At 65.4% G+C, this 18327-nt stretch carries 15 protein-coding genes and 1 tRNA gene; 14 read left to right on the top strand and 2 right to left on the bottom strand.

Annotation, left to right across the window (positions count from 1 at the left end; all coding sequences use genetic code 11):
- Positions 1 to 3: 3 nt before the first annotated feature.
- Genes KM031_RS12955 through iolG form a run of 3 tightly spaced genes read left to right on the top strand, consistent with a single transcriptional unit; the run spans position 4 to position 2602 of the window.
- The gene (locus tag KM031_RS12955; protein ID WP_215506060.1) at positions 4 to 774 is read left to right on the top strand and encodes an ATP-binding cassette domain-containing protein; all 771 of its coding nucleotides are present in this window, start codon (positions 4 to 6) and stop codon (positions 772 to 774) included.
- Entirely contained in the window at positions 767 to 1549 is a 783-nt protein-coding gene (locus KM031_RS12960; protein ID WP_215506061.1) for an SDR family oxidoreductase, read from the top strand. Before KM031_RS12955 ends, KM031_RS12960 begins: the two co-directional genes overlap by 8 nt.
- Before the next feature lie 51 nt (positions 1550 to 1600).
- Positions 1601 to 2602 (top strand): inositol 2-dehydrogenase, encoded by a 1002-nt coding sequence (gene iolG, locus KM031_RS12965; protein WP_215506062.1) that lies wholly within the window; start codon positions 1601 to 1603, stop codon positions 2600 to 2602.
- A 39-nt stretch (positions 2603 to 2641) separates the two neighbouring features.
- Here iolG and KM031_RS12970 read toward each other — a convergent pair whose 3' ends face one another.
- Positions 2642 to 3271, bottom strand: a complete 630-nt coding sequence (locus KM031_RS12970; protein WP_215506063.1) for a hypothetical protein — start codon at positions 3269 to 3271, stop codon at positions 2642 to 2644.
- Positions 3272 to 3406: 135 nt separating this feature from the next.
- Here KM031_RS12970 and argE point away from each other — a divergent pair, with 135 nt between their 5' ends.
- Both argE and mnmH read left to right on the top strand, forming a co-directional pair.
- A complete protein-coding gene (argE, locus tag KM031_RS12975) occupies positions 3407 to 4570 on the top strand; it encodes an acetylornithine deacetylase (RefSeq protein WP_215506064.1) in 1164 nt (387 codons plus the stop codon).
- A gap of 53 nt (positions 4571 to 4623) precedes the next feature.
- Entirely contained in the window at positions 4624 to 5673 is a 1050-nt protein-coding gene (mnmH, locus tag KM031_RS12980; RefSeq protein WP_215506065.1) for a tRNA 2-selenouridine(34) synthase MnmH, read from the top strand.
- Positions 5674 to 5775: 102 nt separating this feature from the next.
- Here mnmH and selD read toward each other — a convergent pair whose 3' ends face one another.
- The gene (gene selD / locus KM031_RS12985; RefSeq protein WP_215506066.1) at positions 5776 to 7977 is read right to left on the bottom strand and encodes a selenide, water dikinase SelD; all 2202 of its coding nucleotides are present in this window, start codon (positions 7975 to 7977) and stop codon (positions 5776 to 5778) included.
- A gap of 159 nt (positions 7978 to 8136) precedes the next feature.
- Between selD and KM031_RS12990 the strand changes: the two genes are divergently transcribed.
- The 9 genes from KM031_RS12990 to KM031_RS13030 all read left to right on the top strand — a co-directional run bounded on the left by KM031_RS12990 (position 8137) and on the right by KM031_RS13030 (position 18294).
- The gene (locus KM031_RS12990; RefSeq protein WP_215506067.1) at positions 8137 to 10152 is read left to right on the top strand and encodes a hydantoinase/oxoprolinase family protein; all 2016 of its coding nucleotides are present in this window, start codon (positions 8137 to 8139) and stop codon (positions 10150 to 10152) included.
- A 58-nt stretch (positions 10153 to 10210) separates the two neighbouring features.
- Positions 10211 to 10287: transfer RNA gene (locus KM031_RS12995), tRNA-Met, on the top strand.
- A 315-nt stretch (positions 10288 to 10602) separates the two neighbouring features.
- Positions 10603 to 12198 carry a glycerol-3-phosphate dehydrogenase gene (gene glpD, locus KM031_RS13000; RefSeq protein ID WP_215506068.1) on the top strand — a complete coding sequence of 532 codons (1596 nt, stop codon included), beginning with the start codon at positions 10603 to 10605 and terminating at the stop codon, positions 12196 to 12198.
- 10 nt (positions 12199 to 12208) lie between these two features.
- On the top strand, positions 12209 to 13297 hold the full coding sequence (locus KM031_RS13005; protein WP_215506069.1) for an ABC transporter ATP-binding protein: 1089 nt from the start codon (positions 12209 to 12211) through the stop codon (positions 13295 to 13297).
- A 7-nt stretch (positions 13298 to 13304) separates the two neighbouring features.
- Positions 13305 to 14390 (top strand): ABC transporter ATP-binding protein, encoded by a 1086-nt coding sequence (locus KM031_RS13010; protein ID WP_215506070.1) that lies wholly within the window; start codon positions 13305 to 13307, stop codon positions 14388 to 14390.
- Positions 14390 to 15262 (top strand): carbohydrate ABC transporter permease, encoded by an 873-nt coding sequence (locus KM031_RS13015; RefSeq protein ID WP_215506071.1) that lies wholly within the window; start codon positions 14390 to 14392, stop codon positions 15260 to 15262. Before KM031_RS13010 ends, KM031_RS13015 begins: the two co-directional genes overlap by 1 nt.
- On the top strand, positions 15262 to 16065 hold the full coding sequence (locus KM031_RS13020) for a carbohydrate ABC transporter permease (protein WP_215506072.1): 804 nt from the start codon (positions 15262 to 15264) through the stop codon (positions 16063 to 16065). Before KM031_RS13015 ends, KM031_RS13020 begins: the two co-directional genes overlap by 1 nt.
- On the top strand, positions 16065 to 16481 hold the full coding sequence (locus tag KM031_RS13025; RefSeq protein WP_246567149.1) for a DUF2160 domain-containing protein: 417 nt from the start codon (positions 16065 to 16067) through the stop codon (positions 16479 to 16481). Before KM031_RS13020 ends, KM031_RS13025 begins: the two co-directional genes overlap by 1 nt.
- An 88-nt stretch (positions 16482 to 16569) precedes the next feature.
- Positions 16570 to 18294 (top strand): ABC transporter substrate-binding protein, encoded by a 1725-nt coding sequence (locus KM031_RS13030; RefSeq protein ID WP_215506073.1) that lies wholly within the window; start codon positions 16570 to 16572, stop codon positions 18292 to 18294.
- The last annotated feature ends 33 nt before the right edge of the window (positions 18295 to 18327 follow it).

The raw sequence follows: 18327 nt of genomic DNA on the forward strand, positions 1-18327 counted from the left end.
GCCATGAGCGATATCATTCTGGAAACCCGTGGCCTGACCAAACGCTATGGCGGTGTGCATGCGCTGGAGGATGCCAATTTCGTGCTGCGCAAGGGCGAACATATCGCTGTGGTGGGCGACAATGGCGCGGGCAAATCGACCTTCGTGCGCCAGATCACGGCGGTAGAGCAGAAGTCCGGCGGGCAGGTGTTTTTCGATGGCCGCGAGGTGAACTTCTCGGGGCCGCTGGAGGCGCGCGAATCCGGGATCGAAACCGTGTTTCAGACGCTGGCGCTGGCCGATGATCTGGACGTGCCGTCGAACCTGTTTCTGGGGCGCGAGCTGTTCAAGTTCCGCCTTGGGCCGTTTTCGGTGCTGGATCGCAAGACGATGCGCGAACGCACGCTGGAGGCGCTGAAAACCACGGCGGTCAAGATCCCCAATGTCGACAACCCTATCCGCAACATGAGCGGCGGGCAGCGGCAATGTGTGTCCATCGCGCGCACGGCGGCCTTTGCGTCGAAACTGGTGATCATGGATGAACCGACGGCGGCGCTGGGGGTGCAGGAAACCGCGCAGGTGGAAAACATCATTCGCGGCCTGAAGGAGCGCGGCGTGCCACTGATTCTGGTCAGCCACAATCTGCGGCAGGTGTTTGATCTGGTCGACCGGATCGTGGTGTTCCGGCGCGGGCGCATCGTGGCGAGCCTGAACAAGGACGAAACCGACGGCAATGACATCGTGAGTTATATCACCGGCGTCAAAGGCATCGGGGCCGAGGCAAGCCATGCGTGACCACGCCGAAACGGTGGCCGTGATCACCGGCGGATCGCAGGGCCTTGGCCTTGCGATTGCCGAGCGGCTGCTGGCCGAAGGCTGCGGGCGCATGATCCTGGCAGGCCGGGGTGTTGCCAAGGGCGAGGCGGTAGCGGCGCAGCTCAGGGCAGGCGGGGCCGACGTGCGCTTCCTGCCCGCCGATATGGGCCGCCCGGACGAGGCGATTGCCCTGATCGACCGCGCGGCATCGCGGTTTGGCCGGGTGACGGCGCTGGTCAATGCGGCGGCGGCCACCGACCGCGGCTCGATCCTTGATACAACGCCCGAGGCCTGGGACAACCTGATGGCCGTCAATGCCCGCGGGCCGTTCTTTGCGCTGCAACGTTTTGCGCAGCTGGCGGCGCAACACGGCCATCCGGCGCAGGCGGTCAATATCCTGTCGATGGTGGTGCATTGCGGCCAAAGCTTTCTGGCGCCCTATTCGGCCAGCAAGGCCGCGCTGGCCAATGTGACGCGCAACGCGGCGCAGGCACTGCGCGGCCATCGCATCCGGGTCAATGCCATCAACTGCGGCTGGATGGACACGCCGGGCGAGGATGAGACCCAGCGCAAATACCATGGGGCCACCGATGGCTGGCTGGCGGCGGCAGAGGCGGCGCAGCCGATGGGCATGTTGGTCAAACCCGCGCATGTGGCGGGGCTGGCCAGTTTCATGCTATCGCCCGCCTCTGGCGTGATGACCGGGGCTGTGGTGGATTTCGATCAGAATGTTTCCGGCGCCTATCCCGAATAACCGGGCGCGGAGCGAACAACCGGCCCAAGCGGCCAACCGTAAGAGGACAAGATGACTGTCAAATTCGCGCTTCTGGGCGCTGGCCGGATCGGCAAGGTTCACGCCAAGGCGATCACGGGCGATGCCAATGCCACGCTGGTGGCCGTGGCCGATGCGTTTCCCACGGCGGCACAGGCGATTGCCGATCACTATGGCTGTCAGGTGCGCAGCATCGAGGAAATCGCGGCGGCCAAGGATATTGACGCCGTGGTGATCTGCACCCCCACCGATACCCATGCCGACCTGATCGAGATGTTCGCCACGGCGGGCAAGGCGATCTTCTGCGAAAAGCCGATCGACCTGAGCCTTGACCGCGTGAAGGCCTGCCTGTCGGTGGTGCGCGCCACCAAGGCCACGCTGATGGTGGGTTTCAACCGCCGCTTCGACCCGCATTTCGCCGCCGTCCGTGCCGAGATCGACAAGGGCACGATCGGCGATGTGGAAATGGCCGTCATCACCTCGCGCGATCCGGGCGCGCCGCCGATTGACTATATCGGGCGGTCGGGCGGGATCTTCCGCGACATGACCATCCATGATTTCGACATGGCGCGCTTCCTGCTGGGCGAAGAGATTGCCGAAGTGGCCGCCACCGCCGCAGTGCTGGTGGATCCGGCGATTGGCACGGCAGGCGATTTCGACAGCGTTCAGGTGCTGCTGAAAACCGCCAGCGGCAAACAGGCGATGATTTCGAACTCGCGCCGCGCCACCTATGGCTATGATCAGCGCATCGAGGTGCATGGCTCCAAAGGCGCGGCCTCGGCGGAAAACCAGCGCCCGGTGTCCATCGAGGTGGCGACGTCGGCCGGCTATACCCGGCCGCCGCTGCATGACTTCTTCATGACCCGCTATACCGAGGCCTATGCCGCCGAAATCGCGAGCTTCATCACCGCAGTTTCGGGCAAGGGCGCTGCCGAACCTTCGGGCGAGGATGGGCTGATCGCACTGGCGCTGGCCAATGCGGCGCTGCTGTCTGTGGCCGAAGGCCGCACTGTGAAAATGTCGGAAATCCTGTAACCGATCTGGCCGCGCGGGGGCAGGGCCGTCGCGCGGCGCTCAGTTGCTGATCAGCCAATAGCTGGTCACACCCGGCCCGGAATTGACCACGCGCACCGCCAGAAAGCCGCTGTCGGGCAGGGTGACGGCGCAGGCGGGCACAAGCGGTGCCAGGCAGGCGGGGCCTGCCTCTGTCTCCACACTCAGGGCCAGCACACTGTCACCATCACCGATCACCCCGATTTCCACCGGCACCGCACCATCGGCGGCAATCCGGTAGCCATGGCTTTGCCCGGGGTTCAGCGTGGCCACGCTGGCCCTGACCACGCTCTTCGGCAGCACCTCGGCGGTGGCGATGGCACTGCCCAGCAGGATGGCCAGCGTCTCGTCGGCCTCGGCGGCGGCGGTCGCAGCGGCAAGCAGGCTTGCAGCGTCGCGCGGTGCGTCGGCAGCATCCGGCCCCTTGCCTGCGGTGCCGCTGAGCTCTGGCGCGCGCTCGACCATCTGCACCGTGACCCCAGCCGCCAGCCGCGCGGCGGCGATCTGCGCCAGCGCATCCCGATTGGCCGTCCCTTGGGCAAACAGCTGATGCGCCAGCGCCAGTTGGCTGACGGATCCCGCCGGTTCGGCATGGGCGGGCAGGGCAAGAACGGACAATACAAGAACGGGCAGGGCAATCAGGGCGCGCATATCACTCTCGGGGCTGGGTGCGGCCAGACTGCCCGCGCGGCCCGGCAAAGGAAAGCCCGAAGCCGCGCTTTGGCGGATCGGCTCTTCCGTTTGCACTGATTTCGCGTATTTGTATGCGCAAAACGGAGGGCGGCGATGCGCGCGATTTTCGACAGGCTGATGGCATTTGATACGGTGAGCGCAAAGCCCAACATGGATCTGATGCTCTATGTGCAGGGGCTGCTGGCCGAGGCCGGCATTGCGGCGCAGCTGATCCCCGATGCGACAGGCGGCAAGGCCAATCTGTTTGCCACCGTCGGCCCTGCGAGCGTGCCGGGGGTGATGCTGTCTGGCCATACCGATGTCGTGCCGGTCGAGGGGCAAAGCTGGACCAAACCGCCCTTCGCGCTGACCGAGGAGGATGGCCGCTTTTATGGCCGGGGCGCCACCGACATGAAGGGTTTCTGCGCTTTGGCCATCGACGCGATGCTGAAGGCCGCTGCCCTGGAGCAGGCGGGGCGCCCGATTGCCGTGCCGCTGCATCTGGCGCTGTCCTATGACGAAGAAATCGGCTGCATGGGTGTGCGCTCGCTTGTCGACATGCTGGCGCAGGCCCCGGTCAAGCCGCGCTTCTGCATCGTGGGCGAGCCGACGGGGATGCAGGTGGCCACCGGGCACAAGGGCAAGGTGGCGCTGCGGGCCACCTGCACCGGGCGCGAGGGCCATTCGGCGCTGGCGCCGCTGGCGCTGAACGCGCTGCATCTGGCGGCGGATTTCCTGAATGCCGTGCGGGCCTTGCAGGCGCGGGTGGCCGCCGAGGGCGTGCGCGATGGCGATTACGATGTGCCCTATACCACGCTGCATGTCGGCAAGATGCAGGGCGGGGTGCAGGTGAACATCGTGCCCAATACTGCCACGCTGGATTTCGAGATCCGCTCGCTGGCCGAGGATGACCCCGAGACCCTGATCGCCGATCTGCGGACGGCGGCCGAGGCCATCGTCGCGCCGCTGCGCGCCGAATACCCCGAGGCGGCGATCCGTGTCGACCGGCTGTGGGATTACCCCGGCCTCGGCACCCCATCCGAAGCGGCGGTGGTGAATTTCGTCAAGGGTCTGACCGGGGCCAATGGCACGATGAAAGTGGCCTTCGGCACCGAGGGCGGGCTGTTTTCCGAACGCCTTGGCATCCCCACCGTGATCTGTGGGCCGGGCAGCATGGCGCAGGGCCACAAGCCAGACGAATATGTCAGCGTGGAGCAGATGGCACGCTGTGCGGCGATGCTGGATGCGCTGATCCTGCAGCTTGAGCAGGGGATCTGATCGCGCGCGCGAGGGCACTTTCCGGCGCAGGTTGGCTGGGTTAGGGTGGCGACATGGCTGTGACCCTGACCACCCTTCCGCAGATCTTCGCCCTTGGCTTTGACAGCATCATCGACGTGCGCTCGCCCGCCGAATGGGCCGAGGATCATATTCCGGGTGCCATCAACCTTCCGGTGCTGAATGATGCGGAGCGCGCCGAGGTGGGCACGATCTACAAACAGGTCAGCCCGTTCACCGCGCGCAAGATCGGCGGGGCGCTGGTGGCGAAGAATGCCGCCGCCCATCTGCAGGGGCCACTGGCCGACAAGACGGGCGGCTGGAAACCGCTGGTCTATTGCTGGCGCGGCGGGCAGCGTTCCGGCTCTTTCACCTCGATCCTGCAACAGGTGGGCTGGCGGGCCGATGTGATCGCGGGCGGTTACAAGGCCTGGCGCAAGCTGGTGGTGGATCAGGTGCATGAGCGCCCGGTGCCCAGCCCGGTGGTGCTGCTGGATGGCAATACCGGCTCTGCCAAGACCGAGGTGCTGGCTTTGCTGGCCGCACAGGGCGTGCAGGTGATCGACCTTGAGGGCATGGCGCGGCACCGGGGATCGCTGTTCGGGGCGCTGCCGGGTGGGCAGCCGTCGCAAAAGACATTCGAGGGGGCCCTGGCACTGGCGCTGGCCCGGCTCGACCCCGCCCGCCCGGTGGTGGTGGAGGCGGAAAGCTCCAAGGTTGGTAATTGCCGGATCCCGGCGCCCCTGTGGAAGGCGATGGTCGCGGCCCCGAGGATCGAGATCGTGGCGCCGCTGGCCGCACGGGCTGCGTATCTGACGCGGGCCTATGCCGATCTTCTGGCCGATCCGGCGCGGCTGGTGCAGGTGATCGCCTTGCTGCGCCCGCTGCACCCCGCTGTGGTGATCGAGGCATGGCAGGCGCAGGCCGGGGCCGGGGCCTTCACCGATCTGGCCGAAGGGCTGATGGCGCGGCACTATGATCCGCGCTACGCCAAACATCGCGGGCGTCTGGCAGTGCCGGTGCAGCGGGTCGCGGTGGACAGCCTGGCCCCGGCGGCGCTGCCGGAACTGGCGGCCCGTATCGCGGCGCGGTTGCACGACAGGTAATCTTGCGGAGCGCGCGATGCGCGCAAGACTTTGAGCGCGCCTGCACCGCCTGTGGCGGTTTGGCTTGTGGCCTGCGGCGCGAGTATTTTTACAAATTGCAAATCAGCGTGCGGTGATATGGGCCGGGCCTTCGGTCAACTGGCCGATGCGGGCGGCGGTGATGCCCTTTGCGTGGAGCGCCGCGAGGGTGGAGGTGGCCTTGGCTGCGGGCAGGGCGGCGAGAAAGCCGCCCGCGGTCTGGGGATCGAACAGCAGGGCGGTCTCGGGCGTGTCTGGTGCATCGAGTTGGCCGTGCAGGGCGGCGCGATTGGCAGGGGCGAGGCTGGAGGCCATGCCCTGCGCCGCCAGATCGCGGGCGCCGGGCAGCAGCGGCAGGGCGGCCAGATCCAGAATGGCGCCGGTGCCGGAGGCCGTGCAGATCTCCAGCAGGTGCCCGGCGAGGCCGAAGCCGGTGACATCAGTCAGCGCATGGGCGACCGGGGTCAGCAGGGCGGCGGCCTCGGCGGGGGATTGGCACATTGACGCGAAGGCCGCCGCGACAGCCTCGCCCAGCAAGAGGTCTTGCGGCGCAAGGCGCGCCATTTCTGCGGCAAGAATAATGCCGGTTCCCAGCGGTTTGGTGAGGATCAGCGCATCGCCGGGGGTGCCGCCGCCTTTGGTCAGGATCCGTTCGGCGCGGCCTGTCACGGTGAAGCCCAGCGTCAGTTCGGCCCCGATGCTGGTATGGCCGCCGACGATGTCGGCCCCCGCCGCGCGGAAGGTTTTAGTGGCGGTGGCCATGATTTCGCGCAGGGTTTCGGCCTGAAGCCGGGGCGAGAGGCGGGGCAGGGTAATCTGCGCCAGCGCGCTGTGCGGCTGTGCCCCCATGGCCCAGACATCGCCCATCGCATGCAGGGCGGTGATCCGGGCCATCAGCGCAGGATCGGCGGTGAAGGCGCGCAGGTGATCGGTGGTCAGAACCTGAAAGCCGGGACCATGGCGCAGCACGGCGGCATCATCGCCGGGGCCGCTGAGCACATCGGGGTTTTGCGGCGCGGGCAGCGGGGCCAGCGCCGTCGCCAGATCCCGCGCCCCGACCTTGGCGCCGCAGCCGCCGCAAAGTGGTTTTGGCCCCAGCGCCTCGGCCAGACCGGCGGCGGCGGGAGTGGGCAGGCGGCGGGCAGGCATCGCCGGCAGGGTGGTGAATTTTGCCATGAAGGCACGGTCGATCTGGTCTTTCCAGCGCCAGAGCCAGGGGTGCGACAGGCGCAGGCCGAGTTTGTCGGCCACGGCATTGCGCCGCCCTGTCGACACGAGTTTCAGGTAATCGCGCTGCGGCTGGTATGGGCGCATCCGGCCCTGTTCGGCCAGGGCCACGCGCAGATTGTGCAAAAGTATGGGGGCCTCGCGCACCGCAAAGACACCGGCCTTGGGGCGGGGGGCATGGGTCAGATGGGCGCAATCGCCCGCCGCGAAGATCGCGGGATCGGAGCTTTGCAGCGTGGGGGTGACGCAGACATATCCGTCCTGTAGATCCAGCCCTGTCGCGGCCAGCCAGTCGTGTGGCCGTGCGCCCGCGACCGAGAGGATGAAATCGGCGGCAATCTGTCGGCCATCCTGAAGCGTGACGCCGTCTGCGGTCAGCCCTGCGGCCTTTGTGCCGGTCAGCAGGTGCACATCGGCGGCTGCCAGCTCTGCCAGCAGCGCCCGGCGTGCGCCGTTGCCGATATGGGGCAGCGCGGTCTGTGCCTGTTCCAGCAGCGTCAGCTGCGGTCTGGCCCCGGTGCTGCGCAGCCGATGTGCGGTGGCCAGCGCCAGCTCCACACCGCCGATGCCGGCCCCGAGGATCACCACGCGCGGCGCGGCCAGCCCGCGCGCCAGAAACGCCTGCCAGCGCGCGGCATAGCCCGCCAGCGGCTTGGCCGATACCGCATGGTCAGCAAAGCCCGGCAGGCGCGGCAGATCCGAGGTGATGCCGATGTCGAGGCTGGCCACATCATAGGCCACCGGCGGCCGACCCGAGGACAGATGCACCCGCCGCGTGCTGCGGTCCAGCCCGCATGCGTGATCGAGAATCAGCCGCGCCCCGGCAAACCGTGCCAGCGGCACAAGGTCGATCATCATTTCGGCCCGCTGGTAATGGCCTGCGATGAAACCGGGCAACATGCCGGTATAGGGGGTGACCGGATCGGGGTTGATCACGGTCAGCCGCACCCCCGGCAAGGGCGTCATGCCCCACATGCGCAAGAGCAGGGCATGGGCATGGCCGCCGCCGATCAGCACCAGATCGCGGGTCAGTGGCAGATCCCTGTCAGCGTGCTGCATTGCGGCCCTTTCCCTGATCCACCGTCCGATCCGCCACCCTACCGCCTTGTCCGGGCGAGGGCGAGAGGCGGGCAGCGACAGAATAGGTCGCACAAGGGGGTGACCCCTGTCCGGCTTCGGCCTATTTCGGAGGGAACAGGAACAGGGACGGCAAACGCGATGGCATATTTCCTCGGGGTGGATACGGGCGGCACCTATACCGATGCGGTGATCGTGGATGAGGCCGCGACGCAGGTGATCGGCAAGGCAAAATCGCTGACCACGCGCGGCGATCTGGCGCTGGGCATCGGGCGGGCGGTGGATGCCGCACTGGCCGGGGCCGGGGTGGCGGCCGCCGACATCTCGATGGTGTCGCTGTCCACCACACTGGCCACCAATGCGCTGGTCGAGGGGCAGGGCGGGCGGGTTGCGCTGATCTTCATCGGCTTCGATGCGGGCGATCTGGAGCGTGGCGGTCTGACCGAGGCGCTGGGCGGCGATCCGGTGCTGCGGCTGGCCGGGGGGCACGAACATTCCGGCAGCGAAACTGCGCCGCTGGATCTGGCGGCGCTGGAGGCCGAGGCGGCGCGGCTTGGGCCGGAGGTGATGGGGTTTGCCGTGGCCAGCCGGTTTGCCACCCGCAACCCGGCGCATGAGGTGGCGGCGCGCGATCTGATCCGCCGGGTGACGGGGCGGCCCGTCACCTGTTCGCACGAGCTTTCGGCCAATCTCAACGGGCCGAAGCGGGCGCTGACAGCGGTGCTGAATGCGCGGCTGATCGGCATGATCGACCGGCTGGTTGCGGCCTGCGAACGGCATCTGGCGGCTTTGGGCATTGCTGCGCCGCTGATGGTGGTGCGCGGCGACGGCGCGCTGATTTCGGCGGCCATGGTGCGCGAGCGTCCGATTGAAACCATCCTGTCGGGCCCGGCTGCCTCGATCGTGGGGGCGCGCTGGCTGACCGGGGCGCCCGATGCGCTGGTGTCTGACATCGGCGGCACCACCACCGATGTGGCGCTGCTGCGCGATGGGTTGCCCGAGATCGACCCTGAGGGCGCGCGGGTCGGTGGCTTCCGCACCATGGTCGAGGCGGTGGCAATGCGCACCACCGGGCTGGGCGGCGATTCCGAGGTGCATCTGATCACGTCGGGGCTGGAGGGCGGGCTGCGGCTTGGCCCGCGCCGCCTGATCCCGGTGGCGCTGCTGGCGGTGGACCATCCCGACATGGTGCATATGGCGCTGGACCGCGCATTGTCGACCGAGGTGGCGGGCGAATTTGACGGGCGGTTTGTCATTCCGATGGGCGGCAATCCGGGGGGGCTGTCGGCGCGCGAAGCGGCGCTGCTGGCGCGGATCACCACGCCGATGCCGCTGGCCCAGCCGATCACCTCGCGGCTGGAAGTGGCAGCGATGGAGCGGCTGGTGGCGCGCGGGCTGGTGATGATCGCGGGGGTGACGCCTTCGGATGCCAGCCATGTGCTCGGGCGGCTGGGCGATTGGGATGCGCAGGCGGCGGAAAAGGCGGTGCGCCTGCTGGGGCGGCGGCGCACCGGCAAGGGCGAGCGGTTTGCGACCGATCCATTGGTGCTGGCGCAAAAGGTGGTGGACCAGCTGACCACGCAGACGGTGGATTGCCTGCTGGAGGCCGCCTTTGCCGAAGATCCGGCCTTTGCAGGCGAGCCGCCCGAGGTGCTGGCCCGGCATGTTCTGGCGCAGCGCGGCATCGCCGGGCATCGCGGCGTGGTGCAGGCCACGCTGCGGCTCGGGGTGCCGGTGATCGGGCTGGGGGCTTCGGCTCCCGCCTATTACGGCGCGGTAGGTGATCGGCTGGGGGCAGAGATGATCCTGCCCGAACATGCGGGCGTCGCCAATGCCATCGGCGCGGTGGTAGGGCAGGTCAGCCAGCGCGCGCGCGGCATCGTCACCAGCCCCGGCGAGGGGCGCTTTGTGGCGCATCTGGCCACGGGCAACCAGATGTTTGCCAGCCGCGATGCCGCACTGGACGCGCTGGAGGCCGCTCTGACCGAGGAGGCGACAGAGCGCGCCCGCCGCGCCGGGGCCGCCGATCTGCGCATAACGCCCGAGCGCAACATCCGCGAAGCCGAGATCGAAGGCCGCGTGATGTTTGTCGAGGCGAGTATCAGCGTGACGGCCACCGGGCGCCCGCGCATTGCCCATGATCGCGGGGTTGCGTGAAAAAAATGGCGAAGGCCGCTTGACCTTGCCGAGAACGTCGCCTAATTAGCGCGGCAGTGGCTAGGTAGCTCAGTTGGTTAGAGCACGCGACTCATAATCGCGGGGTCGGGAGTTCAAATCTCCCCCTCGCCACCACTACTTCCCCTTGACAATCAACGTCTTGACATCGCCCGGTTCGCGCAGCGGCTCGGGCCGTTTTATAGAGCCGTTTACACTTGGCCTTGCGCCCAGCCGCATGCCGCAGCTGCACGGCAGCGCGTTCTTCATACCATTCAGGCACTTGCGCGAAAATGTGCGAAATCTTGGGATTCTGGTTTGATCGGAGTCTCCATTTTCGCTGCATTGCGGCATTATGTTCGTTTTGTGTGAAATGGGTAAAAAACGAAAATAAACCTTGACGGATGCGCGCGTCGGCGGCAGTGTTTCGACACGTTGGGGGAGGATATCGGCGTGACGGATCGTGAACGGCCCGAAGTGGTCGATCTTTTCATTATCGGCGGGGGTATCAACGGCTGCGGCATTGCGCGCGACGCGATGGGGCGCGGCCTGACCGTGACGCTGGCCGAACAGGGCGACCTTGCGCAGGCAACCTCTTCGGCCTCGACGAAGCTGTTTCACGGCGGCCTGCGCTATCTGGAATATTTCGAGTTCCGACTGGTGCGTGAGGCGCTGGAGGAGCGCGAAACCCTGCTGGCCGCGATGCCGCATATCAGCTGGCCGATGCGCTTTGTGCTGCCCTATCACGACGATATGCGCTTCGAGAGCGATACGCCGACCTCGCGCCTGCTGGGACTTGTGATGCCCTGGATGAAGGGGCGTCGCCCGGCCTGGCTGATCCGTCTGGGGCTGTTCTTGTATGATACGCTGGGCGGGCGCAAAATCCTGCCCGCCACCCGCACACTGGATCTGACGCAGGATCCGGCGGGGCGGCCGCTGAACCCGAAATTCCGCAAGGCCTATGAATACAGCGATTGCTGGGTCGAGGATTCGCGTCTGGTGGCGCTGAGCGCCCGTGATGCCGCCGACCGGGGTGCGCAGATCCATACCCGGACGCGGGTGGTGAGTGCCGATCGGGCCGATGGCCTGTGGCGCGTGACGACTGAAGGGGCCGAGGGGCGGCAGGTGCATCTCGCCCGCGCGCTGGTCAATGCAGGCGGCCCCTGGGTCGAGGATGTGATCCGCAATGTGGCGCGCATCAATTCTACCGAAGGCGTGCGTCTGGTGCGCGGCAGCCATATCGTGACGCGCAAGCTCTATGATCACGACCGTTGTTATTTCTTTCAGGGCGAAGATGGCCGGATCATCTTTGCCATCCCCTACGAGCAGGATTTCACCCTGATCGGCACCACCGACAAAGACCACAAGGACGCCCCGAAAGAGGCGCGCTGCACCGATGAAGAGCGCGATTATCTCTGCGCCTTTGCCTCGAAATATTTCGCAAAGCCGGTGACGGCGGCGGATGTGGTCTGGACCTATTCGGGCGTGCGGCCCCTGTATAATGACGGCGCGAAATCGGCGACGGCGGCGACGCGCGACTATGTGCTGAGCCTCGATCAGAATGGCGCGCCCTTGCTGAATGTGTTTGGCGGCAAGATTACCACGCATCGCCGTCTGGCCGAAAGCGCGCTGGAAAAGCTGGCACCGTTCTTTCCGCAGGCCAAGGGCAACTGGACGGCGCGGGTGCCGTTGCCGGGCGGGGATTTTCCGCATGATGGCGTGGCGGCGCTGCGGGCCGGATTGCGGGCGCGGTATGCGTTCCTGACTGATTACTGGGCGGCGCGGCTGGTGCGGGCCTATGGCACGCAGGCGGCAGAGATGCTGGGCGATGCCAGAACCGCTTCGGATCTGGGACAGGATTTTGGCGCGACCTTGACCGCGCGTGAGGTAGACTGGCTTGTGGCGCGCGAATTTGCGCGCGGGGCCGAAGATATTGTCTGGCGGCGCAGCAAGCTGGGCTTGCGCATGACGGCAGAGCAGATTGCGGCGCTTGAGGCCTATCTGGCCGGGGCGCAGGCGGCAGGGGCACAAGCCCCGGCAGCAGAGTAAGGGGAGAGCGATGGCACTGGAGTTACGGGGGGTATCGCGCAGCGTCGCGGGGCGGGTTCACATCCACCCCACCGATCTGACGTTGGAAAAGGGCACGATGAATGTGCTGCTCGGCCCCACATCCGCAGGCAAGACCAGCCTGATGCGGCTGATGGCGGGGCTGGATGTGCCCTCGACCGGGCGGATTTTCTGGGACGGGCAGGATGTGACCGGGATGCGCGTGCAGGATCGCCGCGTCGCCATGGTCTATCAGCAGTTCATCAACTATCCGGCGATGAGCGTCTATGACAACATCGCCTCGCCGCTGCGGCTGATGGGGCGCTCTGCGGCTGAAATCGACCGCGCGGTGAAAGAGACCGCCGAGATGATGAAGCTGACCCCGATGCTGACGCGCAAACCGCTGGAGCTTTCGGGCGGGCAGCAACAGCGCTGCGCGCTGGCGCGGGCGCTGGTGAAAGGGGCGGGGCTGGTGCTGCTGGACGAGCCGCTGGCCAATCTGGATTACAAGCTGCGCGAGGAATTGCGCATCGAGATTCCGCGCATCTTCGAGGCCTCGGGTGCGATCTTTGTCTATGCCACGACCGAGCCGGAAGAGGCGCTGCTGCTGGGCGGCAATACCGCCGCGCTGTGGGAGGGCCGCGTCACGCAATTCGGCCCCACGCCGCGCGTCTACCGCCAGCCCGCCGATGCGACCACGGCGCGGGTGTTTTCGGATCCGCCGATGAATTTCGTCAGCTGCTTCAAACAGGGCAACCGGGTGAATTTCGGCGATACCGCCAATGCCCCGGCCAGCGGGGCCTTCGCAGCCCTGCCGGATGGCCGCTATCTGGCAGGTTTCCGGGCCAATCATCTGGAACTGAACAAACATTCCGGGCAGGCGGTGGAGTTTCACTGCACCTTGGGCGTGACGGAAATCACCGGCTCGGAAACCTTCATCCATCTGCATCACGGTGCCGAAAAATGGGTGGGGCTGGTGCATGGGGTGCATGATCTGGCACCGGGGGCTCAGGTCTCGGTCTGGCTGGATCCGGCGCATGTCTATCTGTTCGATGCGGCAGGGCGGCTTGCGGCCCCTGCGGCCTATGCCTTGGCAGCGTGAGGGGATCATGGCGCAAATCACGCTGAAAAATCTGGCGCACAGCTATTATCCCAATCCCAAGGGGGATCAGGATTACGCGCTGAAGGAAATGGATCACGTCTGGCAGGATGGCGGGGCCTATGCGCTGCTCGGCTCGTCGGGCTGTGGCAAGACCACGCTGCTCAACATCATCTCGGGCCTGCTGCGCCCCAGCCATGGCCGGGTGCTGTTCGGGGCGACCGATGTGACCGATGCCCCGACGGCCGAACGCAACATCGCCCAGGTGTTCCAGTTTCCGGTCGTCTATGACACGATGACGGTGCGCGACAATCTGGCCTTTCCTCTGCGCAATCGCGGCATGGATGCGGGCTATATCAAGGGCCGCGTCGATCAGATCGCACAGATGATCGGCATGGAGGACATCCTGTCGCGCAAGGCGCGCGGTCTGACGGCGGATGCCAAGCAGAAGATCAGCCTTGGCCGGGGCATGGTGCGCGAGGACGTGAACGCGATCCTGTTCGACGAGCCGCTGACCGTGATCGACCCGCATATGAAATGGGAATTGCGCACGCAGCTGAAAAAGCTGCACCGCGAATTCGGCCATACGATGATCTATGTCACCCATGACCAGACCGAGGCGCTGACCTTCGCCGACAAGGTGGTGGTGATGTATGATGGCCGCGTGGTGCAGATGGCCACGCCGGAAGAGCTGTTCGAGACGCCGGCCCATACTTTTGTCGGGTATTTCATCGGCTCGCCGGGCATGAACTTTCTGGAGGCAAAAATCGAGGGCACCCGCGCGCAGGTGCAGGGCGGGGCCGTGGTGGATCTGGGGGCGGCCTATGCGCCGGTGGCCGGGCGCACCCAGATCGGCATCCGCCCGGAACATGCGGTGCTGACCGCGGGCGAGGGCCTGCCGCTGACCATCCGCCGGGTGGAGGATGTGGGCCGTCACCGCATCGTGCGCGGCGAGATGTTCGGCCAGCCCTTCAACGTGATCGCGCCCGAAGGCATGGCGGTGGGGGCAGAGCTGACGCATGTGGCCTTCGCGCCGGGCAAACTGAACGTCTATGCCGATGACTGGCGTGTAAGCCCGCAGGGGAGGGCGGCCTGATGGACAAGACACAGAACAACAAGGCCTGGTTCCTTGTGTTGCCGGTGCTGGTGCTGGTGGCCTTTTCCGCCGTGCTGCCGCTGATGACCGTGGTGAACTATTCGGTCAACGACACCTTCGGCAACAACGAGTTTTTCTGGGCCGGGCTGGAATGGTTCGAGGAAATGGTGACCTCCGACCGTCTGCACGCGGCGCTTGGGCGGCAGGTGCTGTTTTCGGCGATCATTCTGGCAATCGAGGTGCCGCTGGGCATCTTCATCGCGCTGAACATGCCGAAGAAGGGCTTCTGGGCCAGTCTGGTGCTGGTGCTGATGGCGCTGCCCCTGCTGATCCCGTTCAACGTGGTCGGCACGATCTGGCAGATCTTCGGCCGGGTGGACATCGGCCTGCTGGGGCATGTTCTGGCGGCGATGGGTGTGGACTACAACTATACCAATGACGCGCTGGATGCCTGGGTCACGGTGATCGTGATGGATGTCTGGCACTGGACTTCGCTGGTGGCGCTGCTGTGCTACGCCGGGCTGCAATCCATCGCGCAGGCCTATTATCAGGCGGCCAAGATTGATCAGGCCAGCCGCTGGGCCGTCTTCCGGTATATCGAGCTGCCCAAGATGCAGGGGGTTCTGCTGATCGCGGTGCTGCTGCGCTTCATGGACAGTTTCATGATCTACACCGAACCCTTCGTGGTGACGGGCGGCGGGCCGGGCAATGCCACCACCTTCCTGTCCATCGACCTGGTGAAGATGGCGGTCGGCCAGTTCGACCTTGGCCCCGCCGCCGCCTTCTCGATCATGTATTTCCTCGTGATCCTGCTGGTGAGCTGGGTGTTCTACACCGTGATGACCAATCTGGATAAGGCGGAGGCCAAGTGATGCGTATCAAACCCTCTGCCATCGTGATGGGCCTGTATCTGCTGTTCCTGCTGGTGCCGATCTACTGGCTGGTGAACATGAGCTTCAAGACCAATGCCGAGATCACCTCGACCTTCACCCTGTTCCCGGCGGATTTCACGCTGCGCAACTATGTGACGATCCTGACCGATCCCAGCTGGTATATGGGCTATGTCAATTCGATCATCTATGTGGTGATGAATACGGTGATTTCGATCACCGTGGCACTGCCCGCTGCCTATGCCTTCAGCCGCTACAACTTCATGGGTGACAAGCACCTGTTCTTCTGGCTGCTGACCAATCGCATGTCGCCCCCCGCCGTGTTCGCGCTGCCGTTCTTTCAGCTCTACTCTTCGGTCGGGCTGTTCGATACGCATATCGCCGTGGCGCTGGCGCATTGCCTGTTCAACGTGCCGCTGGCGGTCTGGATCCTCGAAGGTTTCATGCGCGGCGTGCCGAAGGAAATCGACGAAACCGCCTATATCGACGGCTACAGCTTCGGGCGGTTTTTCCTCAAGATCTTCATGCCGCTGATCGCATCGGGCATCGGGGTCGCCGCCTTCTTCTGCTTCATGTTCTCCTGGGTCGAACTGCTGCTGAGCCGCACCCTGACCTCGGTCAATGCCAAGCCGATCGCGGCGACGATGACGCGCACGGTTTCGGCCTCGGGCATGGATTGGGGCGTGCTGGCGGCGGCAGGGGTGCTGACCATCATCCCGGGGGCCCTGGTGATCTATTTCGTGCGCAACTACATTGCCAAGGGCTTTGCCCTGGGGAGGGTGTGATGGCAGCCACTGTGCAAAGCCGGACCAATTGGGGCCTGATCTATGCGGTGGCAGGGGGGATCTGGCTGGCCGGGCTGGCCCTGCTGATCCTGACCGCACCGCAGAAGGATGGCGCAACCGATTGGGTCGCCCCGATGTTCCCCGGCGGCTGGATGGCCTGGACGCTGCCGGTGGCGCTGTTCTTCTACATCATCGCCGGGCTGCTGACCCTGTTCACCATTCTGGCCATCCGCTTTCCCGAAACGCCGCGCGTCGGTGTGCTGGGGATCGAGACGACGCGGGGGGACAGGCTGTTTATCTCGTTGCTCGGCTCGGCCTTTATCAATCTGGGCTGGCTGTTCTTTTTCGGCGGCCCGTTGTGGTGGGCGCTGCTGATCTGCCTGGTCTATGCCGCAGCGGTGTTCCGCTGGGTCTGACCGGCCCCGAAAGTGCATCCGGGCGGTGCCACCCGCCCCGATGCAGCTCTGCATAACAGAAACGACATCTCACTTCTGGGAGGAACACATGAGATTGCGTCACACAACCACCGCCATGGCGCTTGCGCTGATGGCCACCGGCGCGGCCCCCGCCTGGGCCGACATGGAGGCGGCGAAAGCCTTCCTCGATGCCGAAATCGGCACGCTGTCCGCGCTGGACCGCGCGGCGCAAGAAGCCGAAATGCAGTGGTTCGAAGAGGCCGCCAAACCCTATGCGGGCATGGAAATCAAGGTGGTGTCGGAAACCATCACCACCCATGAATACGAGGCCAAGGTTCTGGCCCCGGCCTTTACCGCCATCACCGGCATCAAGATCACCCATGATCTGATCGGGGAAGGCGATGTGGTCGAAAAGCTGCAAACGCAGATGCAGTCGGGCGAAAACATCTATGACGCCTATATCAACGACTCCGATCTGATCGGCACCCATTGGCGCTATCAGCAGGCCCGCAACCTGACCGACTGGATGGCAGGCGAAGGCGCGGCTGTCACCAACCCCAATCTGGATCTGGCCGATTACATCGGGGCCAAGTTCACCACCGCCCCGGATGGCAAGCTGTATCAACTGCCCGACCAGCAGTTCGCGAACCTTTACTGGTTCCGCTATGACTGGTTCAACGATCAGAAAACCAAGGATGATTTCAAGGCCAAATACGGCTACGACCTTGGCGTTCCGGTCAACTGGTCGGCCTATGAGGATATCGCGGAATTCTTCACCGGCCGCGACATGAGCTATATGGGCGGCCCGGCTACCGGCGTTTATGGCAACATGGACTACGGCAAGAAAGACCCGAGCCTTGGCTGGCGCTACACCGATGCGTGGATGTCGATGGCCGGCATGGGCGACAAGGGCGAACCGAACGGCCTCCCGGTGGACGAATGGGGCGTGCGGGTCGACGAAAACTCGCGCCCGGTCGGCTCCTGCGTGGCACGCGGCGGAGCAACCAATGACGCGGCGGCGGTCTATGCCGTGACCAAGGCCATCGAATGGCTTCAGAAGTTTACCCCGCCAGAAGCGCAGGGCATGACCTTCGGTGAGGCAGGCCCTGTGCCGGCACAGGGCAATATCGCCCAGCAGATGTTCTGGTACACCGCCTTCACCGCCGACATGGTCAAGCCCGGCCTGCCGGTGATGAACGAGGATGGCACGCCGAAATGGCGCATGGCCCCCAGCCCGCATGGCGCCTATTGGACCGAAGGCACCAAGGTGGGCTATCAGGATGTGGGTTCGTGGACGCTGATGGAATCCACCCCGGTGGACCGGGCGCAGGCGGCCTGGCTTTATGCCCAGTTCGTCACCTCGAAAACCGTCGACGTGAAGAAAAGCCATGTCGGCCTGACCTTCGTGCGGGAATCCTCGATCCAGCATGAAAGCTTCACCGAACGCGCCCCGCAACTGGGCGGTCTGGTGGAATTCTACCGCTCGCCCGCACGGGTGGCATGGTCGCCCACCGGCACCAATATCCCGGACTATCCGAAGCTGGCACAGCTGTGGTGGCAGAACATCGGTGATGCCATGTCGGGCGCGAAAACCCCGCAGGAATCGCTGGATGCGCTGTGCGAAGAGCAGGAAAAGGTGCTGGAGCGTCTGGAGCGCGCCGGTGTGCAAGGCGATATCGGCCCGAAGATGAACGAGCCGAAAGACCCGCAGGAATGGCTCGATGCCCCCGGCGCGCCGGTGGCCAAGCTGGAGAACGAAAAGCCGCAGGGCGAAACGATCTCCTATGACGAGCTGATCAAATCCTGGCAATAAGCCCGGATCCTTGAAGGGGGCGGGCAGACCTGC

The sequence above is a fragment of the Gemmobacter fulvus genome (assembly GCF_018798885.1).
Classification (GTDB): Bacteria; Pseudomonadota; Alphaproteobacteria; order Rhodobacterales; family Rhodobacteraceae; genus Gemmobacter; species Gemmobacter fulvus.

Excerpts from the sequence above, each read along its gene's own strand:
- iolG (WP_215506062.1), top strand. The coding sequence starts at position 1,601 with ATGACTGTCAAATTCGCGCTTCTGGGCGCTGGCCGGATCGGCAAGGTT.
- KM031_RS12955 (WP_215506060.1), top strand. The coding sequence starts at position 4 with ATGAGCGATATCATTCTGGAAACCCGTGGCCTGACCAAACGCTATGGC.
- KM031_RS13010 (WP_215506070.1), top strand. The coding sequence starts at position 13,305 with ATGGCGCAAATCACGCTGAAAAATCTGGCGCACAGCTATTATCCCAAT.
- KM031_RS12990 (WP_215506067.1), top strand. The coding sequence starts at position 8,137 with ATGGCATATTTCCTCGGGGTGGATACGGGCGGCACCTATACCGATGCG.
- KM031_RS13015 (WP_215506071.1), top strand. The coding sequence starts at position 14,390 with ATGGACAAGACACAGAACAACAAGGCCTGGTTCCTTGTGTTGCCGGTG.
- mnmH (WP_215506065.1), top strand. The coding sequence starts at position 4,624 with ATGGCTGTGACCCTGACCACCCTTCCGCAGATCTTCGCCCTTGGCTTT.
- KM031_RS13025 (WP_246567149.1), top strand. The coding sequence starts at position 16,065 with ATGGCAGCCACTGTGCAAAGCCGGACCAATTGGGGCCTGATCTATGCG.
- selD (WP_215506066.1), bottom strand. The coding sequence starts at position 7,977 with ATGCAGCACGCTGACAGGGATCTGCCACTGACCCGCGATCTGGTGCTG.
- KM031_RS12960 (WP_215506061.1), top strand. The coding sequence starts at position 767 with ATGCGTGACCACGCCGAAACGGTGGCCGTGATCACCGGCGGATCGCAG.
- KM031_RS13020 (WP_215506072.1), top strand. The coding sequence starts at position 15,262 with ATGCGTATCAAACCCTCTGCCATCGTGATGGGCCTGTATCTGCTGTTC.
- KM031_RS12970 (WP_215506063.1), bottom strand. The coding sequence starts at position 3,271 with ATGCGCGCCCTGATTGCCCTGCCCGTTCTTGTATTGTCCGTTCTTGCC.
- KM031_RS13030 (WP_215506073.1), top strand. The coding sequence starts at position 16,570 with ATGAGATTGCGTCACACAACCACCGCCATGGCGCTTGCGCTGATGGCC.
- KM031_RS13005 (WP_215506069.1), top strand. The coding sequence starts at position 12,209 with ATGGCACTGGAGTTACGGGGGGTATCGCGCAGCGTCGCGGGGCGGGTT.
- argE (WP_215506064.1), top strand. The coding sequence starts at position 3,407 with ATGCGCGCGATTTTCGACAGGCTGATGGCATTTGATACGGTGAGCGCA.